Origin of the sequence: Pseudomonas sp. RG1, assembly GCF_025910115.1 — a bacterium.
GTDB classification, from domain to species: Bacteria; Pseudomonadota; Gammaproteobacteria; order Pseudomonadales; family Pseudomonadaceae; genus Aquipseudomonas; species Aquipseudomonas atacamensis.
Genome location: NZ_JAPCIK010000029.1, coordinates 117,709 through 142,938, shown reverse-complemented (window position 1 = coordinate 142,938; position 25,230 = coordinate 117,709). Strand labels below are relative to the sequence as shown.

General features: G+C 59.2%; 29 protein-coding genes. 15 read left to right on the top strand and 14 right to left on the bottom strand.

The window, feature by feature from the left end; all coding sequences use genetic code 11:
• The first annotated feature begins 134 nt into the window (after positions 1–134).
• The 5 genes from OK411_RS17160 to OK411_RS17140 all read left to right on the top strand — a co-directional run bounded on the left by OK411_RS17160 (position 135) and on the right by OK411_RS17140 (position 4,031).
• Positions 135–482 (top strand): metalloregulator ArsR/SmtB family transcription factor, encoded by a 348-nt coding sequence (locus OK411_RS17160; RefSeq protein WP_264365418.1) that lies wholly within the window; start codon positions 135–137, stop codon positions 480–482.
• Between the two features lie 27 nt (positions 483–509).
• Positions 510–980, top strand: coding sequence for an arsenate reductase ArsC (locus OK411_RS17155; RefSeq protein WP_264365417.1), 471 nt, complete (start codon positions 510–512; stop codon positions 978–980).
• A 9-nt stretch (positions 981–989) separates the two neighbouring features.
• Complete coding sequence (arsH, locus tag OK411_RS17150; protein WP_217878428.1) at positions 990–1,688, top strand: arsenical resistance protein ArsH; 699 nt, start codon at positions 990–992, stop codon at positions 1,686–1,688.
• A gap of 148 nt (positions 1,689–1,836) precedes the next feature.
• Positions 1,837–3,378, top strand: a complete 1,542-nt coding sequence (locus OK411_RS17145; RefSeq protein ID WP_264365416.1) for a T6SS phospholipase effector Tle1-like catalytic domain-containing protein — start codon at positions 1,837–1,839, stop codon at positions 3,376–3,378.
• Positions 3,378–4,031: a DUF2931 family protein gene (locus tag OK411_RS17140; RefSeq protein WP_110645605.1), complete on the top strand. Its 654-nt coding sequence runs from the start codon at positions 3,378–3,380 to the stop codon at positions 4,029–4,031. The genes OK411_RS17145 and OK411_RS17140 overlap by 1 nt, the downstream gene beginning before the upstream one ends.
• Before the next feature lie 108 nt (positions 4,032–4,139).
• On the opposite strand, the gene OK411_RS17135 is transcribed toward OK411_RS17140, so the two are convergent.
• The 3 genes from OK411_RS17135 to OK411_RS17125 all read right to left on the bottom strand — a co-directional run bounded on the left by OK411_RS17135 (position 4,140) and on the right by OK411_RS17125 (position 6,821).
• The gene (locus tag OK411_RS17135; RefSeq protein WP_264365415.1) at positions 4,140–5,243 is read right to left on the bottom strand and encodes a DNA alkylation repair protein; all 1,104 of its coding nucleotides are present in this window, start codon (positions 5,241–5,243) and stop codon (positions 4,140–4,142) included.
• 2 nt (positions 5,244–5,245) lie between these two features.
• The gene (locus tag OK411_RS17130; RefSeq protein ID WP_264365414.1) at positions 5,246–5,851 is read right to left on the bottom strand and encodes a glutathione S-transferase; all 606 of its coding nucleotides are present in this window, start codon (positions 5,849–5,851) and stop codon (positions 5,246–5,248) included.
• Positions 5,852–5,912: 61 nt separating this feature from the next.
• Positions 5,913–6,821 (bottom strand): MurR/RpiR family transcriptional regulator, encoded by a 909-nt coding sequence (locus OK411_RS17125; protein WP_264365413.1) that lies wholly within the window; start codon positions 6,819–6,821, stop codon positions 5,913–5,915.
• Between the two features lie 405 nt (positions 6,822–7,226).
• Between OK411_RS17125 and OK411_RS17120 the strand changes: the two genes are divergently transcribed.
• The 3 genes from OK411_RS17120 (at position 7,227) to OK411_RS17110 (ending at position 9,777) form a co-directional block, all read left to right on the top strand.
• Positions 7,227–7,631 (top strand): TraR/DksA family transcriptional regulator, encoded by a 405-nt coding sequence (locus tag OK411_RS17120; protein WP_016775095.1) that lies wholly within the window; start codon positions 7,227–7,229, stop codon positions 7,629–7,631.
• 228 nt (positions 7,632–7,859) lie between these two features.
• Positions 7,860–9,464 (top strand): methyl-accepting chemotaxis protein, encoded by a 1,605-nt coding sequence (locus tag OK411_RS17115; RefSeq protein WP_264365412.1) that lies wholly within the window; start codon positions 7,860–7,862, stop codon positions 9,462–9,464.
• A gap of 109 nt (positions 9,465–9,573) precedes the next feature.
• On the top strand, positions 9,574–9,777 hold the full coding sequence (locus OK411_RS17110) for a hypothetical protein (RefSeq protein WP_016775093.1): 204 nt from the start codon (positions 9,574–9,576) through the stop codon (positions 9,775–9,777).
• A 6-nt stretch (positions 9,778–9,783) separates the two neighbouring features.
• Here OK411_RS17110 and OK411_RS17105 read toward each other — a convergent pair whose 3' ends face one another.
• Entirely contained in the window at positions 9,784–10,023 is a 240-nt protein-coding gene (locus OK411_RS17105) for a DUF2789 family protein (protein ID WP_016775092.1), read from the bottom strand.
• A gap of 50 nt (positions 10,024–10,073) precedes the next feature.
• Complete coding sequence (locus OK411_RS17100; RefSeq protein WP_410902533.1) at positions 10,074–10,286, bottom strand: hypothetical protein; 213 nt, start codon at positions 10,284–10,286, stop codon at positions 10,074–10,076.
• A gap of 479 nt (positions 10,287–10,765) precedes the next feature.
• Here OK411_RS17100 and OK411_RS17095 point away from each other — a divergent pair, with 479 nt between their 5' ends.
• The 4 genes from OK411_RS17095 (at position 10,766) to OK411_RS17080 (ending at position 13,084) form a co-directional block, all read left to right on the top strand.
• Positions 10,766–11,215: a hypothetical protein gene (locus tag OK411_RS17095; protein ID WP_024013252.1), complete on the top strand. Its 450-nt coding sequence runs from the start codon at positions 10,766–10,768 to the stop codon at positions 11,213–11,215.
• Entirely contained in the window at positions 11,212–11,409 is a 198-nt protein-coding gene (locus tag OK411_RS17090) for a hypothetical protein (RefSeq protein ID WP_024013251.1), read from the top strand. Before OK411_RS17095 ends, OK411_RS17090 begins: the two co-directional genes overlap by 4 nt.
• A gap of 125 nt (positions 11,410–11,534) precedes the next feature.
• Positions 11,535–12,551: an ABC transporter substrate-binding protein gene (locus OK411_RS17085; protein ID WP_016775088.1), complete on the top strand. Its 1,017-nt coding sequence runs from the start codon at positions 11,535–11,537 to the stop codon at positions 12,549–12,551.
• A 92-nt stretch (positions 12,552–12,643) separates the two neighbouring features.
• Positions 12,644–13,084, top strand: a complete 441-nt coding sequence (locus tag OK411_RS17080; protein ID WP_024013249.1) for a DUF3995 domain-containing protein — start codon at positions 12,644–12,646, stop codon at positions 13,082–13,084.
• Between the two features lie 115 nt (positions 13,085–13,199).
• On the opposite strand, the gene OK411_RS17075 is transcribed toward OK411_RS17080, so the two are convergent.
• From OK411_RS17075 to OK411_RS17045, 7 genes are all read right to left on the bottom strand, one after another.
• The gene (locus OK411_RS17075; protein ID WP_071172758.1) at positions 13,200–13,562 is read right to left on the bottom strand and encodes a Na+/H+ antiporter subunit G; all 363 of its coding nucleotides are present in this window, start codon (positions 13,560–13,562) and stop codon (positions 13,200–13,202) included.
• Entirely contained in the window at positions 13,559–13,837 is a 279-nt protein-coding gene (locus OK411_RS17070; protein WP_016775085.1) for a K+/H+ antiporter subunit F, read from the bottom strand. Before OK411_RS17070 ends, OK411_RS17075 begins: the two co-directional genes overlap by 4 nt.
• On the bottom strand, positions 13,834–14,322 hold the full coding sequence (locus OK411_RS17065; protein WP_071172756.1) for a Na+/H+ antiporter subunit E: 489 nt from the start codon (positions 14,320–14,322) through the stop codon (positions 13,834–13,836). Before OK411_RS17065 ends, OK411_RS17070 begins: the two co-directional genes overlap by 4 nt.
• Complete coding sequence (locus OK411_RS17060; protein ID WP_264365411.1) at positions 14,319–15,998, bottom strand: monovalent cation/H+ antiporter subunit D; 1,680 nt, start codon at positions 15,996–15,998, stop codon at positions 14,319–14,321. Before OK411_RS17060 ends, OK411_RS17065 begins: the two co-directional genes overlap by 4 nt.
• A complete protein-coding gene (locus OK411_RS17055; protein WP_016775082.1) occupies positions 15,995–16,339 on the bottom strand; it encodes a Na+/H+ antiporter subunit C in 345 nt (114 codons plus the stop codon). The genes OK411_RS17060 and OK411_RS17055 overlap by 4 nt, the downstream gene beginning before the upstream one ends.
• Complete coding sequence (locus OK411_RS17050; protein ID WP_206422010.1) at positions 16,339–19,257, bottom strand: monovalent cation/H+ antiporter subunit A; 2,919 nt, start codon at positions 19,255–19,257, stop codon at positions 16,339–16,341. Before OK411_RS17050 ends, OK411_RS17055 begins: the two co-directional genes overlap by 1 nt.
• A 170-nt stretch (positions 19,258–19,427) precedes the next feature.
• Entirely contained in the window at positions 19,428–20,363 is a 936-nt protein-coding gene (locus OK411_RS17045) for a DMT family transporter (protein ID WP_130888762.1), read from the bottom strand.
• 85 nt (positions 20,364–20,448) lie between these two features.
• On the opposite strand from OK411_RS17045, the gene OK411_RS17040 reads away from it, so the two are divergent.
• Both OK411_RS17040 and OK411_RS17035 read left to right on the top strand, forming a co-directional pair.
• Positions 20,449–21,012: a helix-turn-helix domain-containing protein gene (locus OK411_RS17040; protein ID WP_024013243.1), complete on the top strand. Its 564-nt coding sequence runs from the start codon at positions 20,449–20,451 to the stop codon at positions 21,010–21,012.
• Positions 21,013–22,416 (top strand): FAD/NAD(P)-binding protein, encoded by a 1,404-nt coding sequence (locus OK411_RS17035; RefSeq protein WP_264365410.1) that lies wholly within the window; start codon positions 21,013–21,015, stop codon positions 22,414–22,416.
• Positions 22,417–22,617: 201 nt separating this feature from the next.
• Here OK411_RS17035 and ppnN read toward each other — a convergent pair whose 3' ends face one another.
• Positions 22,618–23,991 carry a nucleotide 5'-monophosphate nucleosidase PpnN gene (gene ppnN, locus OK411_RS17030; RefSeq protein ID WP_122612505.1) on the bottom strand — a complete coding sequence of 458 codons (1,374 nt, stop codon included), beginning with the start codon at positions 23,989–23,991 and terminating at the stop codon, positions 22,618–22,620.
• 222 nt (positions 23,992–24,213) lie between these two features.
• On the opposite strand from ppnN, the gene OK411_RS17025 reads away from it, so the two are divergent.
• On the top strand, positions 24,214–24,741 hold the full coding sequence (locus OK411_RS17025) for a DUF3087 domain-containing protein (RefSeq protein ID WP_217878416.1): 528 nt from the start codon (positions 24,214–24,216) through the stop codon (positions 24,739–24,741).
• On the opposite strand, the gene OK411_RS17020 is transcribed toward OK411_RS17025, so the two are convergent.
• The gene (locus tag OK411_RS17020) at positions 24,738–25,124 is read right to left on the bottom strand and encodes a DUF2784 domain-containing protein (protein WP_110601066.1); all 387 of its coding nucleotides are present in this window, start codon (positions 25,122–25,124) and stop codon (positions 24,738–24,740) included. The genes OK411_RS17025 and OK411_RS17020 overlap by 4 nt on opposite strands.
• Between the last annotated feature and the right edge of the window lie 106 nt (positions 25,125–25,230).

Sequence of the window (25,230 nt, the reverse complement as noted above, 5' to 3'; positions counted from 1 at the left end):
CAAACCTCGCCTGACCCACCGCCTTCGCGAGCAGGCTCGCTCCCACACGGTTATTCGCCGTGGCTGCTTTCGCGGGTTGATAAATATATGGATATCCGTATATTCGATTTCCCGCATATGGCGAGCCGATCACCATGATCACCCCCACCGAAGTCTTCAAAAGCCTCGCCGACGAAACCCGCGTCCGCGCCATCCTGCTCATCGCCGAGCAAGGTGAACTCTGCGTTTGCGAGTTGATGTGTGCGCTCGACGACAGCCAGCCGAAAATCAGCCGTCATCTCGCGCAACTGCGCAGTAACGGTTTGCTGCTCGACCGCCGTCAGGGCCAGTGGGTGTATTACCGCCTCAATCCGAAACTGCCGGCATGGATCGGCGAAATCCTTCAGCTGACATCCAGGGCCAATGCCGATTGGCTCAAGGACAACGCCGCGCGCCTGCAAAACATGGATGGCCGACCCGTGCGCGAACGCGCCTGCTGCTGAATCTTCCACTTTCTACGGAGCGCATCGATGCGAGTCCTGTTCATGTGCACGGCCAATAGCTGCCGCAGCATTCTTTCCGAAGCCATGTTCAATCACCTGGCTCCCGCTGGTTTCCAAGCGGTGAGTGCCGGCAGTTTTCCCAAAGGCCAGGTCCTGCCGCGCAGCCTGTCGACGTTGCAAAAGCACGGTATCGCCATCGACGGGTTGCACAGTAAAGGCAACGATGCCTTCGCAAAAAAAACGCCAGCTATCGTCATCACTGTTTGCGACAAAGCCGCCGGCGAAACCTGCCCGGTGTATTTCGGTCCCGCACTGAAAACGCATTGGGGACTGGAAGATCCGTCCGAAGTGCAGGGCGACGAAGCGGCAATCGACGCTGCATTCCAAGCCACTCTGATGCGCATCGGTGAACGCTGCCAAGCCTTCTTCGATCTGCCGTTTCACTCGCTCAGTCGTGAGCAACTGAAAGTCGAAATCGACCGCATCGGCACGCTGTAAGGAGGCTTCATGACAAATCATTTGCCCAACCTCGACGCAAGCCTGATCGACGCTGTTAAGCCATCGAATGTCGGCGAACACAAACCGCGCATCCTCTTGCTCTACGGCTCGACCCGCGAGCGCTCGTTCAGCCGTTTGCTGGTCGAGGAGGCCGCGCGCCTGCTCGAACACTTCGGCGCCGAAACGCGGATCTTCAACCCATCCGGTTTGCCATTGCCCGACGACGTCCCGGTCGACCATCCCAAGGTGCAGGAACTGCGCGATCTGGTGTTGTGGTCGGAAGGCCAGGTCTGGTGCTCGCCAGAACGCCACGGCGCGATGTCCGCCGTGTTCAAAGCACAGATCGACTGGATCCCGCTGGAACTCGGCGCTGTGCGCCCGACCCAAGGCAAAACCCTGGCGGTGATGCAAGTCTGCGGCGGCTCGCAGTCGTTCAACGTGGTCAACCAACTACGCGTCCTCGGCCGCTGGATGCGCATGTTCACCATCCCCAACCAATCCTCGGTGCCGAAGGCCTACATGGAGTTCGACGAGGCCGGGCGGATGAAACCTTCGCCGTTCTACGACCGTGTGGTGGATGTGATGGAAGAACTGGTGAAGTTCACCATGCTGCTGCGTGGGCAGCAGGCGCACCTGGTGGACCGCTATTCCGAGCGCAAGGAAAGTGCTGAACAGTTGATGGCGCGGGTGAATCAGCGGTCGATTTGACCCGCCATCCCCAGCCAGGCTCATTCCTTTTTGGGAGTGAGCCTGCTCGCACTGACGCTCCATGGCTGGCACACCGCCACGGCTTGCACCGCCCCCTCCCGACTGTCACCCTTCTGGCCGTTCTTCAAGGATCAGAAGGAATCAAGGATTGAGTGGCTACGTTCCAAACCCGCCGAAAAACTATCGCTACGAAGAAGCCAAACCCGTCGACATACACGCCCAGCATTGGGCCGAGTATGAGAAGCATGGGAAAGAGCCTGCGCGCGAGCCTGAGAAAATCGGGATTGCGTTGAGGATTGGGGTGTTCTTTGATGGCACGGGCAACAACGCGAACAACTCAGCTGCGGGGTTGTTGTGTGGTGCTCAGCATCCGATTGCGCCTGAGGATATTCCCGTCAGTTGCCAGCCTTATATGGGTGATCCGGATAGTAGTTATGGTAGCGATGTCAGCAATGTGAAGAAGCTGAGCGAACTGTATGGAGCAACACGACTCGCTGAGGGAGAAGGGCCACGAAAGAGAGCTTTCGGTATGGTCTACGTCGAAGGTATAGGTACCCGTTCAGGTAAAGAAGACAGTAAATTCGGCGCCGGTACAGGACGTGGTGAAACCGGCGTTGCAGGGCGAGTCCAGTCCTGTTTCGCGGTGATCGAACAGCGTATCACTGAAGTATTGGACAAAAATCCCGGTAGTGAAATTGCTTCGTTGACTTTCGACACGTTTGGCTTTAGTCGCGGTGCCGCAGCCGCCAGACATTTCGCCAACGAGATAGTGCGTGGCAAACAAGGGCCTTTAGGCGACATTCTCCGCAGTATGTCCGATGCCCTCAGTTCGACCTTTGTTGATCAGTATCACAGCGACATCAACGTGGGCTTCATTGGGCTGTTCGACACGGTACCGTCGATTGCTGGATGGTCCAATCTGGGCAACATAAAAAGCGCAGTCGCAACGGGGGTCAAACTCTATCTCGACCGAGGTTATTTCACCGACGTTGTGCAGTTGGCTGCGCGGGATGAATGCAGGGCTAACTTTGCTCTCAATCGAGTAGCGATGGATCATCCGGAAATCGTCTTGCCGGGTGTGCATTCCGATGTGGGTGGAGGTTACCTTGAGGACGCTGAAGAGTGTGTTCTCGTTAGCCCAATGCAGACGCTAGAGGTCGGTACGTATACTGACGTCGCTACCACATCGATCTACCAGGATGCGATCAATGTGAGAAATCAGTGGCTAGCCAAGGGTTGGCCGCTCGAAAATCTCGAGATCGTTACGCCACCGCCATTACTGCTACCGGTCAGCCCTCAGGATCGACTTAGTCCTCGAGTCAAGCGAGTCTATGCGGCCGTCCAACTCAAGCGTCCGGTGAGTGGATTACTGTCGAGAGTGAGCCTGCGCGTGATGCATCAACTCGCCAGAGCCAAAGGCGTTCTCTTCGAAGACATTCCCGAGACGCCAGACTTCGCCGTTCCTGAAAAACTCAAGCCCATGTGTGATCGTTTTGTCTCCGGCGACTACAGCACCACGCCAGAGGAGGAGCAAATACTCAAACTCAAGTACATTCACACGTCCGCCAACTGGAACCATCCGCTTGGCAGGAGAGATGGGAGTGGCATCAGAGCTGTTTACATCAACGCCCCCACGGAAGATGCAATCCGAGTAAAGCACCCACACGTACCTGACTGGACGCTTTGGTAATGAAGTTATTTACAGCACTGCTGTGTACGCTTTTTGTGGCTGGTTGTAATGCCGACCCGCTGTCAGCAAAAAACGACCCTAAATCCCCTTGGTGGGAGCTCGGGTTTACCGAACCCAACTACATGAAGGTCTGGGTTGAAGACACTGCTGTGGAAGATATAAAGGGAAAGACATTTTTGCGTACCGGTGGTGGATCGGCATCGGGCGGGCAACCTGAAGACGGCACCGAATCGGCGCGTGGTTGGGACGGAGTGGGCGCGTCCGCAAAAGCCGTGGTCGGCGCTGATCTCCCAAAAAGAATTTTTGTTCGCTGGCAGTCCATCGTAGAGCCTCAAACTTATCGGGCTTGGGTAGATATACCCGAAGAAGCCAGGCAAATGATGCGGACTTCGGTCGCGCAGCGCTGCGCGAAAACACCAGAGCGGCGGAGTACCTATATTTCATCGGTCTATCTGGGCCTGGCGCCTGGCGGCGTTGTGCAGGTTTGGGTCAGAGACGAGTGCCACCATCCGATCAAGGTCGCCAGAGCACAGGCAGAGATCGAGCCTTTAGGACCGAGTCAGGGTAAGAACCAAGGACGCTACGCCTATCCCGTCAGCGAAAAGTCCAAGCGCTATATCGAGAAATTCGGCATTCCATACGGAAGTTGGTAAGCGCTGAAGCCGTGAGTCGTCCACTGTGCCGCCGCGCGCAATGTCGATTCACGGCTGCCAGTGCACTGATCCTCTACCGGCTGTTTTGGTGAATAAATAACTCACGCCTCAAATCAAAACCTCAAACGCCGCACTCCCCAACACCTCCCCATTAACCATCACCTGCACCCCATGTCGCCCGGCAAAATGCTTGCGCGTCGTAAAATCCTTGATGACTTGATTCCGTCGCACTACCTCAGTCCCGAAACCCGCTAATCCCAGAGTCTTCAACTTGAAAACTTTCCTCGAAACCCCGCCATTTGCCTTCACATACTCAATCGCATAATCAATCACCAGCCTTTGCTCGTGCGCCACCATGGATTTCACCGTAAACGACAAAGTAATCGCTTCCCCCAACCTCACCACCGCCGGCTCGACCCGCACATCCAACAACTCAACCTCAGCCTTCGCCCCTGCGCCAATCACCGTCAGCGCGCGCACATCGCCCTGTTTGATCAAACTGCGCAGCGCATGCTTAGCAATCCAGACCGTGTGCTTGTTGTCCAGCGACCAACCTTCAATCGTGTCCAACACCCACTCCGGATGCACCTTCGTCACATCATTCAAATGATTTGCCACGGACTTGCGCACGTACAAGCTCTCATCCGCCTTCAACCGATCCAGTATCCCGGCGGCCAGCTGCGGATCAGCCTGCACCGCTTCCAGGCGGAACGACCACGGCAGGCGAGGGCGGCTGCCTTCGCTGGCTAGGCGGCGGACGTGGTGGTTTTCGTCTCGGGTCCAGTCATGCATTCGTTCCAGCGAGCGCTCGAGGTCGCTGCGCAAAAAGTAGCGGATGGCGAATTCGGAGGAGCCGAAGGTGGTGAAGTACTTCAGCGCGTCCATTGAGGTGTCGAACGCATGGGCGCCGTAGCTCGCGACGTAGTGTGGGAGGCACATGCTGACGAAGCCGCTGTTCAGCCGTGGCGCGAGTTCGAACAGCACTTCGAGGGAATCTTCGTAGTCCAGCGGCAGCACGGCATGCAGGCTTTCGCTGACACGCGCCATGCGCTGCATCACTGATAGTTCAGCGAGTCCGTCCTGGGCATGTTTGAGAAACGTCCTGGCCTTGAACGCCGGGTACACCGCGCTCATTTCGTCAGCGATGTGCTGCAAGCGCTCGGCGTTGAAGATTTCCTTTAACGCCGGGGCGGCGGTGTCGGTGGAGCTCATGATCAGTTCATCGGTGTGTTGATGAACGCATCGGTGCCTTCTGCGTAGGCGGTGTACTCGGCGATACGCGCAAAGCGTGTTGCGTCGATCTGATCGGGTACGACGAGTTCGGTGAAGCTCCAGGCAACCGCCAGGCTGATGCCGGTCTGGGCGAGGGAGCCGTCGACAGGCAAGTCACTGTGTTCAAGTTCTTTTTCCAGTGCGGTAAACGCGGCGGCGAGCTGGCTTTCGACGCGTTCGACCCACGGCTGATATTGAATGTCGGCCGGGCGCAGGTTGCGTTCGTAGTAAAGCTGCACGGCTTTTTCGCAGGCGGCGAGACTGAGGCCGATCAGGCGCAGGGCTTGAGCGCGGTGTTTGAGATCGCTTGGCAGCAGGCTTTTGCCGCAGCTGGCTTCGAGGTAATCGAGGATGAGGGTCGAGTCCATCAGGACCACGCCGTCGTCGAGGATCAATGTGGGCGCTTTGACCACCGGGTTGATCTGCTGGAATCGTTCGAAGTGGCGGAACACCGAGACCGACTCGTGTTCGAGGTCGATCCCCAAGCATTTGGCGGAGATTGCTACGCGGCGCACGTAAGGGGAGTCGAGCATGCCGATCAGTTTCATGACGCGTTCCTTCAAGTCGAACCGGTGGGAACGCATAACCTAGCCGAGCGAAAGGCAATTGTCAGTCGTCGAATCCAGCCTGCTCGTGAATTTCATCGACGTTCAAGCCCAGCCGATACGCCACTGCCACAAACAGCGCCTGGCACAAACACAGCGTTGCACTGAGCGAACGAAAGGCCAGCGCACTGCCTTCATTGGCCAGCAACATGCTATTGGCAAGTTTCGCCAGTGGCGAAAGAGGGCTGTCGGTGATGATCAGGGCATTGGCGTCTTGCTGCCGGGCGAAGCGCAGGCAGTGTTGGGTTTCCTTGGCGTAGGGTACAAAACTGATGGCGATGACCAGGTCGTTGGCGCGCACGCTGCGCATTTGCTCGCGATAGCTGCCGCCGATGCCGGAAACCAGATGAATGCGTTTCTGCGTATGTTGCAAGTTGTAAACCAGATAATCGGCGACGGCGAACGAACGTCGTACCCCGACAACATAAATGTCGTCGGCATTGACGATGAGATCGACGGCCGTATCGAACGCCACCTCGTCCAGTTCGCGGCCCAAGCGTTCGATGCCCGAGAGCGTTGCGTCGATGCATTCGCGGGCCAGGTCGCCGCTGTTGGCGGTCTGCGAGTTGTTGGCGATCAGGCTGCGGATGCGTTGCTGATAGTTTTGCGCTGGCGTGGTTTTGTGCGTCCAGGCCTGGCGGAACAGCGCCTGCATCTCGCTGAAGCCGCTGAACCCGAAACGTTGCGAGAAACGCACAATGGCTGACGGATGCACTTCGCACTCGCGGGCGATATCGCTGATGCGCTCGACCATGATTCGCTCGCTCTGCTGGCTGATGTAGCTGGCGACGCGTTTGAGCTGGCGCGGCAGGGCGTCGTACTCTTCGCTGATCATTTGCAGCAGGCGCTCGGCGTTGACCGGCGGGCTGGCGAAGGAAATTTCGTCTGTGGCCGGCAGAGCGGGGCGGGGCATGGGCAGCATCCTTCAGGCGAGTTGAGCACGCGGTGGGCCTGATAATAGAAGGGCTGCGTAAGCTCTGCCGGGCTGAAACGATGCACCTTGCGAGAATAATGTGGGCTGTCGCTGGCGGGATGGTTAGCCGTTTGTCTTCTATATACAGCCGCTGGACTGAATTTCTTGCTATAAACGCACTCCGATGGCCGTGTGAAGCCTGTGTCAGAGCAGTTTCCAGGTCCTGTCGGACAAATTCCCTGTATTTACAGTTGCTGAGGTCTTGATCGGGCCTTAGACTGCCGCCCCTCGTAAATTGAGTGCCGGGTGGCGTTTGCAATAAAACGATGCCTTTTCGACGGCCGACACGGTTCGCCGAAACGCTCCCTTATTCGCCTTAATGCACGTTTTTTTATAGAGATATCAATGACAAAGGACAAGTTGCTGGCTATGCCGGCAGATGACTACATGAATGCAGAGCAACACGCTTTCTTCACTGAGCTGTTGCAGAACATGAAAGTCGAAACCCACGAGCGCATTGAGCAAAACCGTATCGCCATCGAAAGCCTGGACACCCCGGCTGACCCGGCGGACGCGGCTTCGGTTGAAGAAGAGCGCACTTGGCTGGTCAACGCGATCGATCGCGACCAGCGCATGCTGCCGCAACTGGAACAAGCCCTTGAGCGCATCAAGGACGACAGCTTTGGCTGGTGCGACGACAGCGGCGAGGCCATCGGCCTGAAGCGCCTGCTGATCAGCCCGACCACCAAGTACTGCATCGAAGCTCAAGAGCGTCACGAGCAGATCGACAAGCACCAGCGTCAGGCCTGATTCCATGGCGGCCTCTGAATAGGGGGGCGCCTGCAAGAGATCGCAGCCTTCGGCAGCTTCTACATGGAGTTGCGGGAGGCTGCGATCTTTGTTTTTGCTCGTCTGCGCTATTTCCCCCGTTGTTCCATTGACCTGCCACAGACCCCACGACTAACGGACCATGGATAATGGCGTTGTAGTGGCGTTTAATGCAGTCACAACAATGAGAACAAACGTGGGGTGATCAAGATGACGAGAGATGGATCTCTGGTTGCGGCGCTGCCTGCACCAGTGCTTTTGCCGAAAAACCGCTGGATCGCGCCGACCATGCAAAGCATCGCCCTGATGCTGTTGCTGGCCGGCATGGCTATGGCCGAGTGGTCGCTCTACCTCGGCATGCCGCTGGCGATACTGATTGTCTGGCTACCGCGCCTGCGTTCGCGCAGCGCTCCTGTTGCCGTCCCGGTCGATAGTGCGAGCGCATTGTCCGCACTGACCCGCGATCTTTCCTACACCACCAGTCACAACGCACTGTCAGCCGCCGGCGTGGCGTTCTCGGTCAAGGCGCTGGCGAACAAACTCGAATCGCAACTCGACGCGGCGGCGCAGATCGTCAGCAACGCCGAGGTGATGATCGCCACCGAACAGGCGACTTCACAGCTCAGTCGCGACGCGCTGGACGCCGCCAGCCAAGCGCATCACAGCAGCGCGGCGGGGCGCAGCGAACTGCTCGACTCGATTTCGCGCATGCAGCAACTCAGTCAGCGCGCCAACGCCAGCCGCGAATTGATCGAGGCCCTGAGTGTGCGCAGCGACGACATTCAGCGGGTGACGCTGGTGATCCAGTCGATTGCCAGCCAGACCAATCTGTTGGCCTTGAATGCTGCGATTGAAGCAGCCCGGGCCGGTGAGCATGGTCGCGGTTTCGCTGTGGTCGCCGACGAGGTGCGCGGATTGGCGGCGCGGACGGCGGCGGCCACGGGCGAAGTCGGTGAGATGGTTGCAGACATTCAGCAACGCACCGCGCAAGTGGTGGCGCAGATTCGCGAGTTGTCGAGCGATCTGCACACCGGCGTCGAACAGGTCGAGCACACCGGTCAGCATCTGGAAAACATCGCGCGACTTGCCGCTGGAGTGGAAACCCAGGTCAGCGAAATCGCCCGTGGCGCGCAAACCAATCGCGAGCAGCTTGATGCGCTGTTCAGCGCGATTGAGCAAATGCGTAGCGATCTGGCGATCAGCGATCAGCAGACCCGCCGCCTCGCCGAGGCCGCTGTGCAGATGGAAGGGCAGGCGGAAACCATCAGCGAACGCCTGGCCGAGGTCGGCCTGGATGACTATCACCAGCGCATTTATGACTTGGCGCGCGAAGGTGCGAGCCAGATCGCGGCGCGCTTCGAGGCGGATGTCGAGCAGGGGCGGATCAGCCTGGATGACCTGTTCGATCGCAGCTACCAGCTGATTTCGGGCACCGAACCAGCCAAATTTCAAACCCGCTTTGATCGATACACCGATCAGGTCTTGCCGGCGATTCAAGAACCTTTATTGGCGCGTCATGAAGGGCTGGTTTTTGCGATTGCCTGCACGCAGCAGGGTTATGTACCGACGCACAACCAGGCATTCAGCCAGCCATTGACCGGCGATGTGCAGGTCGACACGGTAAATAATCGCACCAAACGCAAATTCGCTGACCGCACCGGTATCCGCTGCGGCAGCCATCAGCAACCGGTGCTGTTGCAGACTTACACGCGCGATACGGGTGAGCTGATGCATGATTTATCGGTGCCGATCATGATCAATGGCCGACACTGGGGCGGGTTGCGTCTGGGCTATAAACCTGAGAATCCGCGCTGAGATTATTACCGGTGACGCAATGAATCTGTGCACGGCGGTTGCTGTTTCCTCTCGACGGAAAGCATTAATCTGACGACTTAGTTAGGTAGCTAATTATTTCGGAGGGCACATGCAGTGCAGGGTAGACGTGGCAGTGATGATCGGCAGCGGTGTTCCGGCCGGCTTACGCGCGATGGGGCGCAGTGTTTGCTGGGTAGTTTTGCTCAACGGGGAGCGACGCGGCACAGCCTTCGCCAGTCGCGATGAAGCGGAGGAGTGCAAGGCTGCCTGGCTCGAACAATTGAACATCGAGCCCGGCGACAGCCTGCACTGATCGTACTTACTTGCCGCGATGCAAACGTACGTTCAGCTCATCGACGATCGGCGCTTCTTCGCCATCGGCCCGCAGCCACTCCTTGAGTAATTGCGCCTGCTGGGGTGACCAGAAGTCGGCATCGATGAGTTTAGTGTCCGGATCCAGCGGATGTGCTTCGACAAAATCATTGATCGACGCCTCATCCGAGGGCAGGCCCAGCTGTTCGAAAAGGGTGGTCAGGTTAAGCTCGGTTGGCAGTTCCATCATCTACTCCTGGGTCGGTGCCGGTGCGGCTTGTTCGTTCACTCCCCTTATCAGAGGCAGGCGCTGGCGCGGAGTTCGATTTTTGATTCAAGCGAGCGGGCGAGGGCGCAGGCTTCGTTGTGATTGCCGCGGAAACCTCTGACACGTCCCGTGGATATCTCCTTGATGTGAAAGAACGCAATACCCGCTGGCACCACTTGAAAGTGCGGGGGTCGATGATTGTTAGAAGATGTCGGAAGGTTGTCGAGGTCGGCAACCTTCATCGTCAGAGGTGTGTTGATTCGCGCGTCGGCCGACGTGGCAAAATGAGTCAAAGTGCACATATGAAGTCCTTTTCATCAGTCGGCCGGGATTTAACGGCCGTTGCGGGTAGTCGTAAGGAGCATCGCTGCTCTAGAATCGCCAGTACCTGTTGACGACCGGGCTTATCTAAAGCAATTTTTCGCCAGCGATATGTCGGAAAAGTGCTTTTTTTCGTGAGAAATTTCCCTGAAGTTCGTAGTCAGATCTTGCTCTAGTCGCACTTGAGGCTTTTTCCTTCAAGCTTTGCCGATTTCGGAGCGGGTTCCGCTAATGACAATCCAGTAGTCTACGAACCTCGCGATCAAGAGCGCTTCGCTCGCTTCGGGTTTTTGAGTGATTTTGCAGTTTTCATCGGCATTGCCGTTTTTTGCCGTGCGTGTTTTCCGCTGCACGGTTTTTCAAATGTGGGGATGTTTCTTTGGCAGTCAGTAACCTCGATATGCATGCTTTGTTCGTGCTGGGTGATTTGCGTGCAAAGCTGGTCAAGCAATTCCAATCACGTTTTGTTTACATCACCGAGCAAAACGCCGAAGGCATTTACATCGCAGAAATCGATACCGAAAGTGCATTGGTAGTCGATGACAAACCGGGGCTCAAACTCAAGGTTGGCGACCATTTCATCGCGTCAGTGTTGCCCAGCCGTGAAGGCGGCAAGATGGACATTCGTTTTCGCGACATCAAACTCACGGTTTACGGCTTGGGCGACTACGCATTTGTCAGTACGGCCGACGGTCACGCGATTCTGTTCAAGGAAGGTCATAGCGTCGTCACGGTGTTCGCCGCCAATGAACAATTGCAGGAAGGCCTGACCAAAACCTTGAAAGCCGTCACCGCCAAGGCTGCCAAATGGCGCAAAGGTGAACTGATTTCCTTCAAGGCCAGCGAGTGAGCCGCGAGCACTTCCATTCGCAAAATCTCGACAGCGCACGCGAAGACGCGCAGCGCCTGTTCGCCCGCAAGGCCGAACTGCAAGGTGCCTGGCTGAGTTGGGTGGCGTCGCAGCTCTACGCATTGCAACCGGCGGCTTACGCCAGCATGGTCAGACGTGAGCTGCAAAGCCTGCAGGAAAAGTCTGAAACGTAACCTCGCGCACGGTAGACCCCGGAAAAAGCAGGAACCTCGGCTAAAGTCAGTTGACTGAGTCATTCAGAGGCTTGCGTTTCTGTCAGGCCAACTGCCATTGCTGTGAACAGCACGAGGTGTGATGCATGAACGGATTTCGACGGTTACTGGCCGCCAGCGTGGCCACCTTTGGTTTGCTGACGTCAGCGCAATCGCTGCAGGCGGCACAGGCGCCGATCCACTTTGCCGACCTGAACTGGGAAAGCGGCAGCCTGATCACCGAGGTGCTGCGGGTGATCGTCGAGAAAGGCTACGGCTTGCCGACCGATACCTTGCCGGGTACCACTATTACTCTTGAGACCGCGCTGGCCAACAATGACATCCAGGTGATTGGCGAGGAGTGGGCCGGGCGCAGTCCGGTCTGGGTCAAGGCCGAAGCCGAGGGCAAGGTCGTCGGTCTGGGCGATACGGTAAAGGGTGCCACTGAAGGCTGGTGGGTGCCGGAATACGTGATCAAGGGCGATCCGGCCAAAGGCATCAAGCCACTGGCGCCGGATCTGCGCAGTGTCACTGATCTGAAGAAATACAAGGACGTGTTCAAGGACCCGGAAAGCCCGGGCAAAGGGCGTTTCCTCAACAGCCCGATCGGCTGGACGTCGGAAGTGGTCAACAAGCAGAAGCTCACGGCGTATGGCTTGCAGGACGACTACACCAACTTCCGCAGCGGTTCCGGCGCTGCGCTGGATGCCGAGATCAGCTCTTCGATTCGTCGCGGCAAACCAGTGCTGTTCTATTACTGGTCGCCGACGCCACTGCTTGGCAAATTCAAACTGGTGCAACTGGAAGAGCCGCCGTTCGATGCCGAGGCGTGGAAGACGCTGACCGACGCCGATAATCCCAATCCGAAACCAACCCGCTCGCTGGCATCGAAACTGTCGATTGGCGTGTCTACGCCGTTTCAAAAGCAGAACCCGCAAATTGCCGAATTCTTCAGCAAGGTCGATTTTCCCATCGAGCCACTGAACAAGGCATTGGCGGAGATGAGTGACAAGCACACCGCGCCTCGTGAGGCGGCGGTCGCGTTCATGAAGACGCATCCGGATGTGTGGCAGGCGTGGCTGCCCAAGGATGTGGCCGACAAGGTGACGGCTGATCTGAAATAACGCGGTCAACGCCGTGCACCGCCGACCGGTCGTGCACAGCCAAAAAATCCGACTACGATGGTTTGTTCAAATCCCTTTGAAGGATTTCAACCATGACCTTTGTGTTGGCTCAATGGCTGGTGACTGTGTTCGCGGCAATCGGCCTGATGCATGTGTATTGGGCGTTGGGTGGGCAATGGGCGGCTGCGGTGGTGGTGCCGCAGGTGCCGGTGTCGGGCTTCGTCGCCACGGTACGCCCGGCCTTCAAGCCCTCAGGCTGGCTGACGCTGGCAGTGGCGGCTGTGCTGCTGATGATTGCGGCGCTGGTTTGTATGCGGGTCGGTTGGGGCGTGCCGGCGGTGCAGCACAAGGCACTGCAATGGGTGATCAGCGCGATCGCGTTGCTGATGTTCGCTCGGGCGATCGGTGATTCGAATCTGGTCGGGTTCTTCAAGGAAGTGAAGGATTCGCGATTTGCGCGGCTGGATACCTGGGTGTATTCGCCGTTGTGTGCGCTGCTGGGCGCGGGGCTGTTGGCGGTGGCTTGGGTTTGAGCTGATCCGGAGTTTGCGACGCCCCGAGAGGCCTCTTCGCGAGCAGGCTCGCTCCCCACATGGGAGAGCGCATTCCTACTGTAGCGATGGCGCCATCACGGGCGCCACATGATCATCAGTTACCACTTTCAGTCTGACGACTGCTCACCTCGGCCGGCACATCATCCCCGGCCATCCGCTTGCGGAACAACGCCGCCCGCGCCAGCAGCAGGGTGGTCACCGGCACGGTGATAGCCAACAGGACCGGAATCAACCAGGCATGCACCACTGGTGCGGATTTCAATGCCGAAAAGCAGATGATCGACGCCAGTGCCACACACCAGGCACCGAGTGTCGAGGCCAGCGCCGGCGGGTGCATGCGCTGGAAGTAATCCTTCATGCGCAGCAATCCGGTTGCGCCCAGCAGGGTAAACACGCCGCTGAGCACCAGCAGCACCGCCACCGGAATCTCGACCCACAAAGACAATTCGGCATTCATTCGATCACCTCGCCACGCAGCAGGAATTTCGCCAGGGCAAAGGAGCCGACGAAGCCGAACAGCGCGATCAGCAGCGCCGCTTCGAAGTAGGTATCGCTGGCGTAACGAATGCCCAGGGTCAGCATCATCAGCATCGCGACGATATAAAGGTAATCCAGCGCCAGAACCCGATCCTGAGCTGACGGGCCTTTGAACAGGCGCACCAGGGTCAGCGCCATCGCCACGCAGTACAGAAACAGCGTCAGCAGAATCGCATTCGACAGCAATGGGCTCATTCGAAAATCTCCATCAACGGTCGCTCGTAAGTGCTTTTGAAGTGCTCGATGAACTGCGCTTCGTCGTGCAGATCCCAGACGTGCAGCAACAGAACGCTGCGGTCCAGCGCCAGCTCCGACCATACCGTGCCGGGCACCACGGTGCAGATCATTGCCAGTGCCGCCAGACCATGAGCATCGCGCAGATCCAGAGGCACTTTGATAAAGCATGAGTTGGGCGGACGGCGTCCGGCGTTGACTACGCCCCAGGCGACGATCAGGTTGGACATGATGACGTCGCGGCCGACCAGGAAGAACAGACGCAGGATGGCGATGGGGTTGCGGATGCGCGCACGTTTCGGCCGCAATTTGCGCATCATCAGCGGCGCAGCGAAACCCAGCGCGGCACCGAGCAGCAGATTGCCCGGGCTGACGGACAGGTTCAGGGTCAGCCACAGAATCCACAGGGCCAGCGATAACCACGGTGCCGGGAACAATCGATTCATGGCTGCACCTCGAGCATGTCGGCTCTGGCTTGCGGGCTCGGCACCGCCCGAGTGCCTAGAACTGCGAACACATATTGCTGCGGATTGTTCAGCGCATCGGCCGTGGCCTGGGTGTAGCGCAGCAGCGGTTCAGCCTTGAACGTAAGGACAATGCTCAGCCCGAGCAGCAGGAAAATCGGCGCGCATTCGAGTTTGCGCAGCAATGGTGACGGGCGCTCTTCCGGCGTCCAGAAGCGCTGAATGCCGAGGCGCGAGAAGGCCATCAGCGAGGCCAGACCGGTCAGAATCAACAGCGCCAGCAATCCCCATGCGCCGGGAGACAGCGGCGCCGCAGTGCCAAGTCCCAACGGGTTGAGCAATGCCCCGATCAGGCTGAGCTTGCCGATAAATCCGGACAGCGGTGGCATGCCGATGATCAACAGCGCGCAGGCGATAAAGCTCAAACCGAGAAAGGCCATGGTCCACGGGATGACCTGACCGACCACGGCTTTCTGTTCGTCGTCGAGGTTGATGCCCTTGGGCGGTTGCAGCGATTCTTGCGGGCGCGGAAGCAGTTCGCTTTCGTCCTCCAGCGGAATTTCGTTGGCCGAGCGCGAGCGCTCGATCAGTTCGGCCAAGAGGAACAGCGCGCTCAGCGCCAGGGTCGAGCTGACCAGATAGAACAGCGCAGCGCCGATCAGGTTCGGCTGGGCGAAGCCGATCGCCGAGAGCAGGATCCCCGCCGACACCAGAATGCTCAGGCTGGCCATGCGCTCCAGGCGTTGCGCGGCGATAATCGCCAGCCCTGCGCAAGCCATGGTCGCCATCCCGCCGTAAATCAGCCAGTCGCCGCCGAAGAATGCCGAGGCGCCGGCCTGGCCGGAAAACAACAGGGTCCACAAGCGCAGCAGGGTGTAGACGCCGACCTTGGTCATGATCGCGAACATTGCCGCCACCGGCGCGCTGGCGGATGAATAAGCCGGCACCAGCCAGAAGTTCAGCGGCCACATGCCAGCCTTGGCCAGAAACGCTACCGCTAGAATCCCTGCCCCAGCGTGCAGCAAGCCACGGTCGGCTTCCGGCACCAGCGGGATTTTCATCGCCAGATCGGCCATGTTCAGCGTGCCGGTCACCCCGTAGATCAACGCAGCGCCGATCAAAAACAGTGACGATGCCAGCAGGTTGATCGAAATGTAATGCAACCCCGACGATACCCGCGCCCGGCCTGAGCCGTGCAGCAATAAACCGTAGGACGCGGCGAGCAACACTTCGAAGAACACGAACAGGTTGAACAGATCCGCGGTCAGGAACGCGCCGTACAGGCCCATCAGCTGGATCTGAAACAGAGCGTGAAAGCTTGAGCCGGCGCCGTCCCAGCGGGCCATGGCAAACAGCAACGCGCTGACGCCGATGACGCCGGTCAGCACCAGCATCAATGCCGACAGGCGATCAACCACCAGAACGATGCCGAACGGTGCCTGCCAGTTGCCCGGCAGGTACACGCCGATGGAGCCGGGTACGCCGGTGGTCTGCGTCCATTGCAGCAGCATCACTGAAATGAACAGGCCGAGGAGGCTGGAGAACAGATTGATTTTCGCCTTCAGCGGCCGGTGCTTTTCACCCAGCATCAGCATGATCGCAGCCGTCAGCAGCGGCAGCAGGATCGGTGCGGCGATCAGGTGAGTCATCGCCATCATTCTTTAGGCTCCCGGCCGTCGACGTGGTCGGTGCCGGTCAAGCCGCGCGAGGCGAGCAATACGACGAGGAACAGTGCGGTCATGGCGAAGCTGATGACGATCGCCGTCAGCACCAGCGCCTGGGGCAGCGGGTCGGTGTAATGCAGCAAGTCCTGGGTCACGCCGTCCTTGATCACCGGTTCCTTGCCGATGAACAGGCTGCCCATGCTGAAAATGAACAGGTTGACTGCATATGACAGCAGGCACAGGCCCATGACCACCTGAAAGGTTCGCGGGCGCAGGATCAGCCAGACCCCGGACGCGGCAAGGATGCCGATGGCGATTGCGATGACTTCTTCCATCAGACGGCTCCTTTGCTGGCGACGGACTTGGGCAGCGAGGCCGTCTTGTGGCCGCGCACCGATTGGTGTGCGAGGGCGGTGAGGATCAACAACGTCGATCCGACCACCACGGCGTACACGCCGACGTCGAAGAACAGCGCACTGGCAATATGGATATCACCGAGCAACGGCACGCTGATGTGCCAGGTGTGAGTGGTCAGGAACGGATAACCGGCGAGCAGCGCACCGAGACCAGTGGCAGTGGCGAACAGCAGCCCGGTGCCCATCCAGCGCAATGGCCGCAGGCTCATTTGTGCTTCGACCCACTGCGTGCCGGCAACCATGTATTGCAGGATAAAGGCCACCGACATCACCAGCCCGGCGACAAAACCGCCGCCCGGCTGATTGTGCCCGCGCATGAACAGATAAAACGACACCACCAGCGCGACAGGCAGCAACAGGCGTACCAGTACCGCTGGGACCATCATGAAACCGAGCGCGGTGTCGCTGGCCGAACGCGGGTTGACCAGATCAGTGACCACGTCCGGTGCCAGCAGACGTTGCTGCGCCGGCAATTGCAGGCTTTCCTTCGGTGGGCGGAAGCGCCGCAGCAGGGCGAATACGGTGAGCGCCACGGCGGCCAGCACGGTGATTTCGCCGAGGGTATCGAAACCTCGGAAGTCCACCAGCATCACGTTGACCACGTTGCTGCCGCCGCCTTCGGGCAGGGCGCGACTGAGGTAGAACGAGGAAATATGGTTCGGCGTCTGCCGGGTGAGCATGGCGTAGGACAGCAGGGCCATGCCGGCGCCGACGGCAATCGACAGCAGTAAATCGCGCAGACGACGAATACGCGCCTTGCGCAGGCTGCTCGGCAATGGTGAGACTTCTTCGATGCGTCGCGGCAACCAGCGCAGGCCAAGCAGGATCAACACCGTGGTCACCACTTCGACTGCCAGTTGCGTCAGCGCCAGATCCGGCGCCGAGAACCAGACGAAGGTCACGCAGGTCATCAAGCCACAGACGCTGACCATGGTCAGTGCAGCTAGACGGTGATATTTCGCCTGCCAAGCGGCGCCAAGCGCACAGGCGATCGCCAGCAGCCACAGGGTCACGAAGACAATGGATCCGGGGATTTTCGGCCGGTCGCCCCAGGTCAGCGTGCTGTGCAGCATCGGGATCAGACCGGCGAGCACGGCGGCCGAAACCATCAGGAACAACTGCATCTGCAAACGCTTGGTGCCCAGGCGCCGCTCGACGCGCCGGGCGATGCGCATCATTACGACCAGACTGCGCTCGAACAAACGCTTGCCGTTGAAGCGGCCCACCAGCGGCGGGTACTTGAAACGGCCCAGCTTGAACTGCTTGCGCAACAACAGATATAGGAGGATGCCGCCGGACATGGCGATCAGGCTCATGATCATCGGCGCGTTCAAGCCGTGCCAGATGGCCAGGCTGTATTCCGGCAACTCCCCGCCAACTACGGGCAGCGCTGCAGCGGCGAGCAATGGCCCGACGATCTGCGCCGGGAAAATCCCCACCAGAAGGCAGGTGAAGACCAGCAACTCGACGGGTGCGCGCATCCAGCGTGGCGGCTCGTGCGGCGTGTGCGGCAGGTCAGTGGCGGTGGGGCCGAAGAACACGTCGACGGTGAAACGCAGGGAGTAGGCCACGCTGAACATGCCGGCGATGGTCGCGACGATCGGCAGACTGGTTTCGACCCACGCGGTGGCGTTGATGAACACGGTTTCGGCGAAGAACATTTCTTTCGACAGGAAACCGTTGAGCAGCGGTACGCCGGCCATTGAGGCGCTGGCGACCATGGCCAGCGTTGCCGTATAGGGAATCAGCTTGATCAGGCCGCTGAGTTTGCGAATGTCACGGGTACCGCTTTCGTGGTCAATGATGCCGGCGGCCATGAACAGCGAAGCTTTGAACGTCGCGTGATTGAGAATGTGAAACACCGCTGCGACCGCGGCCAGTGAACTGTTCAGGCCCAGGAGCAAAGTGATCAGACCGAGATGGCTGATGGTCGAGTAGGCCAGCAAACCTTTGAGATCGTTCTGGAACATGGCGCAGTACGCGCCGAGCAACAGCGTACAGGCGCCCGCTCCGCTGACGATGTAGAACCATTCCTCACTGCCGGACAGCGACGGCCACAGACGTGCCAAAAGGAAAACCCCGGCCTTGACCATGGTCGCCGAGTGCAGATAGGCCGAGACGGGTGTCGGCGCCGCCATGGCATGGGGCAGCCAGAAGTGAAACGGGAATTGCGCGCTTTTGCTCAGCGCGCCGATCAGGATGAGTGGCAGAAGAACGGGGTAGAGGGCATGTGCGCGAATCAGATCGCCGGCGGCCAGGACCTTGTCGAGGTCATAGCTGCCGACGACATGGCCGAGAATCATGACCCCCGCCAGCAGACATAATCCGCCGGCACCCGTGACCATCAGCGCCATATAAGCACCGCGCCGCGCATCGGCGCGGTGGTGCCAGTAGCCGATCAGCAGGAACGAAAAGAGGCTGGTCAATTCCCAGAAGAACACGATCTGAATCAGGTTGCCGGAGATCACCAGCCCGAGCATGGCGCCCATGAACGCCAGGAAAAATGCGAAAAAGCGCGGCACCGGGTCGTCCGGCGACATGTAATAACGGGCATATAAAGAGACAAGTGTACCGATGCCGAGCACCAGCATCGAGAACAGCCAGGCGAAGCCGTCCATGCGCAGAACGAAGTTCAGCCCCAGACTCGGCAACCACATGAATTCTTCGCGGATCACGCCGCCGTAGGCGATTTGCGGGTACAGCATCGCGACCTGAACGGTACCGATCAAAGCGACCAGGCCCGCCAGCAGGGATTCGGCATTACGCGCATTGTGCGGCAGCACCGCTGCCAGACAGCTGCCAATGAACGGCAGAAGCAGTAGAACTATCAGGGACATAGGCTTCTAATCTGCGGAAGTTTGTGAAGCATCATACGTGCCAGCTCCCTGATCAACAAACGCGAGGATGTCTCAGAATCCTACAAAGTAGTCTCTAAATTTGTGTTTGGCGCTGTTTCAGGGGCAACGATGGTGCGGCGCTTTCGCGAGCAGCCAGAAGAGATTGCGGGTCACCCCTGCGTTTCCCGCTCCAGCTCAGCTTCTGCCTCGGTGGACCTTCCCTTGGTCTTCAGCTCACTGATAATCACCGCCGCAACAATCAACCCGGCCCCAACCAGCGCAATTGCCGGCAAGCGCTCCCCGGCAATCCGTCCGACAATCCCGGCCCACACCGGTTCACCGGCATAGATCAACGTCGCCCGAGTCGGCGAAACACTCTTCTGTGCCCAGTTCATCGCTACCTGAATCGCCGCACTCGCCGCGCCCAGGCCCAAAGCCGTCACCAGCAACAACCAGGAAAACTCCGGAATCACTTCACCGGTCGGCACCACCAGCAAGAATGACAACACCGCCGTCACCGCCAGTTGCACCACCGTCACTCGCCGCACATCCACCTGCCCGGCGAAAGTGCTGATCAAAATGATTTCAGCAGCAATCGCAACGGCGCTGATCAATGTCGCAATTTCTCCGGGACTGAAATTCAGCGCCGCCCCTGAGGGACCCGACAACAACATCAAACCGGTAAACGCCAGCATGATCCCGATAGTTGGCATCAACCCCGGACGCCGTCCCAGCACCAGCCATTGCAGCAGCGGCACAAACGGCACGTACAGCGCGGTAATGAACGCCGACTGACTGCTCGGAATGCTTTGCAGCCCGACCGTCTGCAAGCCATAACCAAGCATGATCGCTACACCGATGAACGACCCTGCCTTGACTTCGAACAAGGTCAACTCGCGCAGGTGCCGCCAGGAAAACATCGCCACGATCGCCGCCGCTGCGGCGAAGCGCAGGCCGACGAAAAACATCGGGCCACTGACCGTCATGGCATGTTGCACAATCAGAAACGTGCCGCCCCAGATCATGGTGATCAGCACCAGCACGCACTCGGCTTTGCTGAAGCGGGAGAAGCGGATTGGGGACGCAGAATTGTTTGGCGACATCATGACCTTGCGCACATTAAAAGGGAGGCCGCACAATGCCGCCAACGTTGCGCAGTATACTGCCCAACCCCACTGAGTGAGCAATATAGTGCACAAAGATTTGACTCAGCGAGCCTCCGTTCTGCAACACGTCAGCCAGAACGTTCGACGCTTGCGCCATGCTGCGGATATGAGCCAGACCGCACTGGCGGAAAAATCCGGGGTGAGCCGACGGATGCTGGTAGCAATCGAGGCAGGCGAAAAGAATGTCAGCCTGACCACGCTTGATCGCGTTGCCGAAGCGCTCGACGTTGCCTTCAGTGATCTGATCCAAGCGCACGATGCGCGCGACCCGAGCCGGATCAATGAGGTTGCCTGGGCGGGCACGATTCCCGGCAGCAGAGCCGTGCTACTGTCCAAAGCCACCGCGAGCCGCGAAGTCGAACAATGGGAATGGTGTCTGCAACCGGGCGAGGTCTACCCGTCGCAACCGGACGCCGATGGCTGGAGCGAGCAGATTTACGTATTTGAAGGATGCCTGACACTGATGCTCGGCGATCAGGCGCAGCACATCAATAAAGGAGAGTTTTTCATGTTCGCCAGCAATCAACCGCATGCCTACCGCAACGATGGCGATGTGGCTGCGCGGTTCGTGCGTAATGTGGTGATCTGAATGGAGCAGCCTGCGGACATCCTGATCATCGGCGGCGGCCTCAGTGGCACCATGCTGGCGGTGCAATTGTTACGCCTGCCTGGGCAACGAAGAATTGCGATCATCGAGCCGCGTGCTGAACTGGGTCGTGGTGAGGCTTACAGCGCAGTTGAGTTGGGACATACGCTGAACGGCAACGCGGCGCGGATGAGCGTCGACCCGGATAATCCTGATGATCTGACGCAGTGGCTGACCGCGCATATTGCCGGCGGCGGCTGGCCGGAATCGGCTGAGCAGGACGTGCCGGTCAGTGAGCTGTTTCCGCCGCGTGGCCTGTTCGGGGTCTATGTGCAACAGCGTCTGGCTGAGGCCAGGGCAGTGGGTACGCTGCAAGGTTCGACCGTTGAACATTTCTGTGCTGAGGTCGTCGACCTGCAAGTTGATGCTGGTTCAGTGCAGCTCACCTTGAGCGATGGCCAGACTCTGCGTGGATCGCAGGCGGTGCTGGCCACCGGCATGTTTCCCGCCGCTCGCACGCCGCAGACGCAGTCCAGTGGCCTTAACGCCGCAGCGCTCGATCCCTGGGATGCGGCGGCCATGCGCGAACTCGACCCGCAGTCCACCGTGCTGATCATCGGCTCCGGTCTGACCATGGTCGATGCCGTGGTGTCGCTCGAGCAGGCCGGCCATCGCGGGCCGATCGAGGTGTTCTCCCGGCATGGCCTGCTGCCGCACGTACGCCGTCAACCGCCGGCCTGGGTGGATTTTCTGGCGCAGGATCACAGCATTCGTACGCCCCGCCAGTTGTTGCGCGAATTGCGTCGACATTGTCGCGACGCAATCGACCAAGGCATCGACTGGCAGGCGCCGCTGGATACGGTTCGCGCGCATATCGCGCGGTTGTGGAGTCAGGCGACTGACGTGCAGCGTCGACAATTCGTACGGCATGTACGGCCATGGTGGGAGAGTCATCACCATCGTTCGCCGCCACTGAGTGCCGAGTTGATCGAACGGCTGCACAAGGAGGGGCGCTTGCGCATTCATGCAGCGTCGTTCAAGGGTATTGAGCCCGGCGCGGGCGATGCTGTGGCCATTCGCATCCGTCCGCGGGGTGAGACTGAAACAGGCGTGGTCAGCGGTGCGGCGCTGATCAATTCCAGCGGTATCGAATACGACTGGCGGCGAGTCGCACGACCGTTGCCGCAGCAATTGCTGGCGCGGGGACTGGTGCAACCGGGGCCGCTGGCGCTGGGGATCACAGCAAAGGACGGCGCAGTGGTGGATGCCGAAGGGCAGGTGAGCGCTCGGTTGTTCGCCATGGGCCCGCCGTTGCGCGGGATGTGGTGGGAAAGTACGGCGGTGACGGACGTCGCTGCGCAGGCTAAAGCGTTGGCTCGGCGGTTGGTGGATAGCCCGAAAGATTGATGTGTTCTTTCGGGCTTCTTCGCGAGCAGGCTCGCTCCCACAGGGGGATTGAGGTTGTGACTCCAATTTGCGCCACACCATAAATCCTGTGGGAGCGAGCTTGCTCGCGAAAGCGTCATCTGATTCAACGTCTCTGTTGAATGAAAGACCGCTATCGCTGGCAAGCCAGCTCCCACATTGGGTGTGCGTTACGACTTGAAATTACGCGACGACGCGATAGCACGGCACATACGCCGCGCCACCCGGCAACTTCATCCGGTGCTGGGCGACGAAGGCCTTTAGCAGCGCATCAAGCGGCTGCATGATCGCCGCATCACCACGGATCTGATACGGCCCGTGCTCTTCGATCAGGCGAATGCCTTTGTCCTTGACGTTACCGGCGACGATCCCGGAAAACGCCCGACGCAGATTGGCCGCCAGTTCATGCGGTGGCTGGTCGCGATGCAGTTTCAGATTGGCCATGTTTTCGTGGGTTGGATCGAACGGGCGCTGGAAGCCCTCATCGATCTTCAACAGCCAATTGAAATGGAACGCATCGTTACGCTCGCGGCGGAATTGCTTCACCGCTTTCAGGCCTTGAGTCATCTGCCGCGCCACTTCGGCCGGGTCGTCGATGATGATCTCGTAATGCTGCTTCGCCGCTTCGCCGAGGGTCGCGACGACAAACGCATCCAGCTGTTCCAGATACGGCGCGGCATGCTTCGGCCCGGTGAGGATGACCGGGAAGGGCAGGCCTGCGTTGTCCGGGTGCATCAGGATGCCGAGCAGGTAGAGGAACTCTTCGGCCGTACCGGCGCCGCCGGGGAAAATGATGATGCCGTGGCCGACACGGACGAAGGCTTCCAGACGCTTTTCGATGTCCGGCAGGATCACCAGCTCATTGACGATCGGGTTCGGCGCTTCGGCGGCGATGATGCCTGGCTCGGTCAGGCCGAGGTAGCGACCGCCGTGAATGCGCTGTTTGGCATGGGCAATGGTCGCGCCTTTCATCGGGCCTTTCATCACGCCAGGGCCGCAACCGGTGCAGATGTCGAGGCTGCGCAGGCCCAGTTCGTGGCCGACTTTCTTGGTGTATTTGTATTCTTCGGTATTGATCGAGTGGCCGCCCCAGCACACCACGATTTTCGGCTCGACGCCCGGGCGCAGGGTGCGCGCGTTGCGCAGCAGGTGGAACACGTAGTCGCTGATGCCTTGGGAATTGCTCAGGTCGATGCGCTGGCTGTCGAGTTCGTTCTCGGTGTAGACGATGTCGCGCAGGGCGCTGAAGAGCATTTCGCGGGTGCTGGCGATCATCTCGCCGTCGACGAACGCGTCAGCCGGAGCGTTCAGCAGCTCCAGGCGTACACCGCGATCCTGCTGGTGAATACGGATTTCGAAGTCCTTGTAGGCTTCGAGGATGGTCTTGGCATTGTCGACATGCGCGCCGGTGTTGAGGATGGCCAGGGCGCACTGGCGGAAGAGGGTATAGGTGCTGCCGGATCCGGCTTCGCTCAGTTGCTGAACTTCACGTTGAGAAAGGGTTTCCAAACTGCCTTTCGGGCTGACCGAGGCATTGATTACGTGTCGTTGGGTCATGCAGTGATCCTTAAAACGATGTCATCCACAACGCAGCGGATGGCATCCGAATAGTGTGTATCCATGAATGAAGATGGCACGATCTGCGTTATACCGCCATGTCCCGTTGGACTTTGAAAAGATGAAAAGGAGCCCCAGCATAGCTAAAACCCGGTGCGATGCGATAATGCGCCGGCGAGTTTTTTCCGTTGCGCGTTTTGCCACTCAAGGAAGTCATTTTCGATGTTCGAGATTCAGCCGATGGACCCCGCTACCTTTCGTCAGCAGACCCGCCGCAGCACGATCATCATCGCCGTGCTGTTTCTGCTGCTGGCCATGCTGTTTTCGTCGGTTGCGGTGGCAGTGTTCGGTGAACCCGACGGGGATAACCTGCGTTTCAATGTCGGCGGCGTATTCGTGGCGTTTCTGCTGACGGCGGCGCTGTTGCGCGGGCGTTTCTGGCATCAGACCTGGATGGCCCCGGCGGTGTACAGCTGGCGCCTCAAGCGCAATCTGATGAGCATCACCAATGTCATGCATCAGGTGACAGCGGCGGTGCAGAACAACGATCTGACGGCGATGAAGGTGTTGCGTTTCTATCACCTCGGATTGCTGCAAATGCATGAGCTGGACGGCAACTCCGGCGATCATGGACAACTGCGTGACGAAGTCGAACAGCACAAGGCGCGGATGCAGGCGCAGGGACTTGATTATGACCAGCCACGCTTCGATCCGCAGTGGCTGGAAACGTTGAAACCGGCCTCGCGTTAAAACGGAATGCGCCGGGCCCGGCGCAGTTTCCACGAGCGCAGCAGTCGTGCGTACACCAACAGGTTGACCGCCAGTACCACGCTGCCGAGGGCCAGTTGAATCTGCGGCGTCAGACCGGCCGGGTAGATGATCGGCCAGATGTAATGCTCAATGAAGCCGCCGGCGTATTCGGTCCGCCCGGCCGCGTGGCGCATGAGGTTTTCCCAGTAGGTCAACGGACAGGTCAGGTGCAATACCTCGACCGCCACGCCCCATGCGGCCGCCGGCAAGTGCAGCCACATCAAACGTGGCCAGCGCAGCACCAGCAGCCCGCCGAACAGCACGAACAAGATGAAACACAAGTGAAACAGCACCAGCCCGTCGGCGGCGATTCGGTAGAGCATGGCGTCTTCCTGACGTAAGGGTGGATGGCGCTATGGTACGCCGCGCGGGACAAAATTCCTTGGTGAATTCGGGCGCGCAAAAGTGTTCTACCCTTTAACGATCATC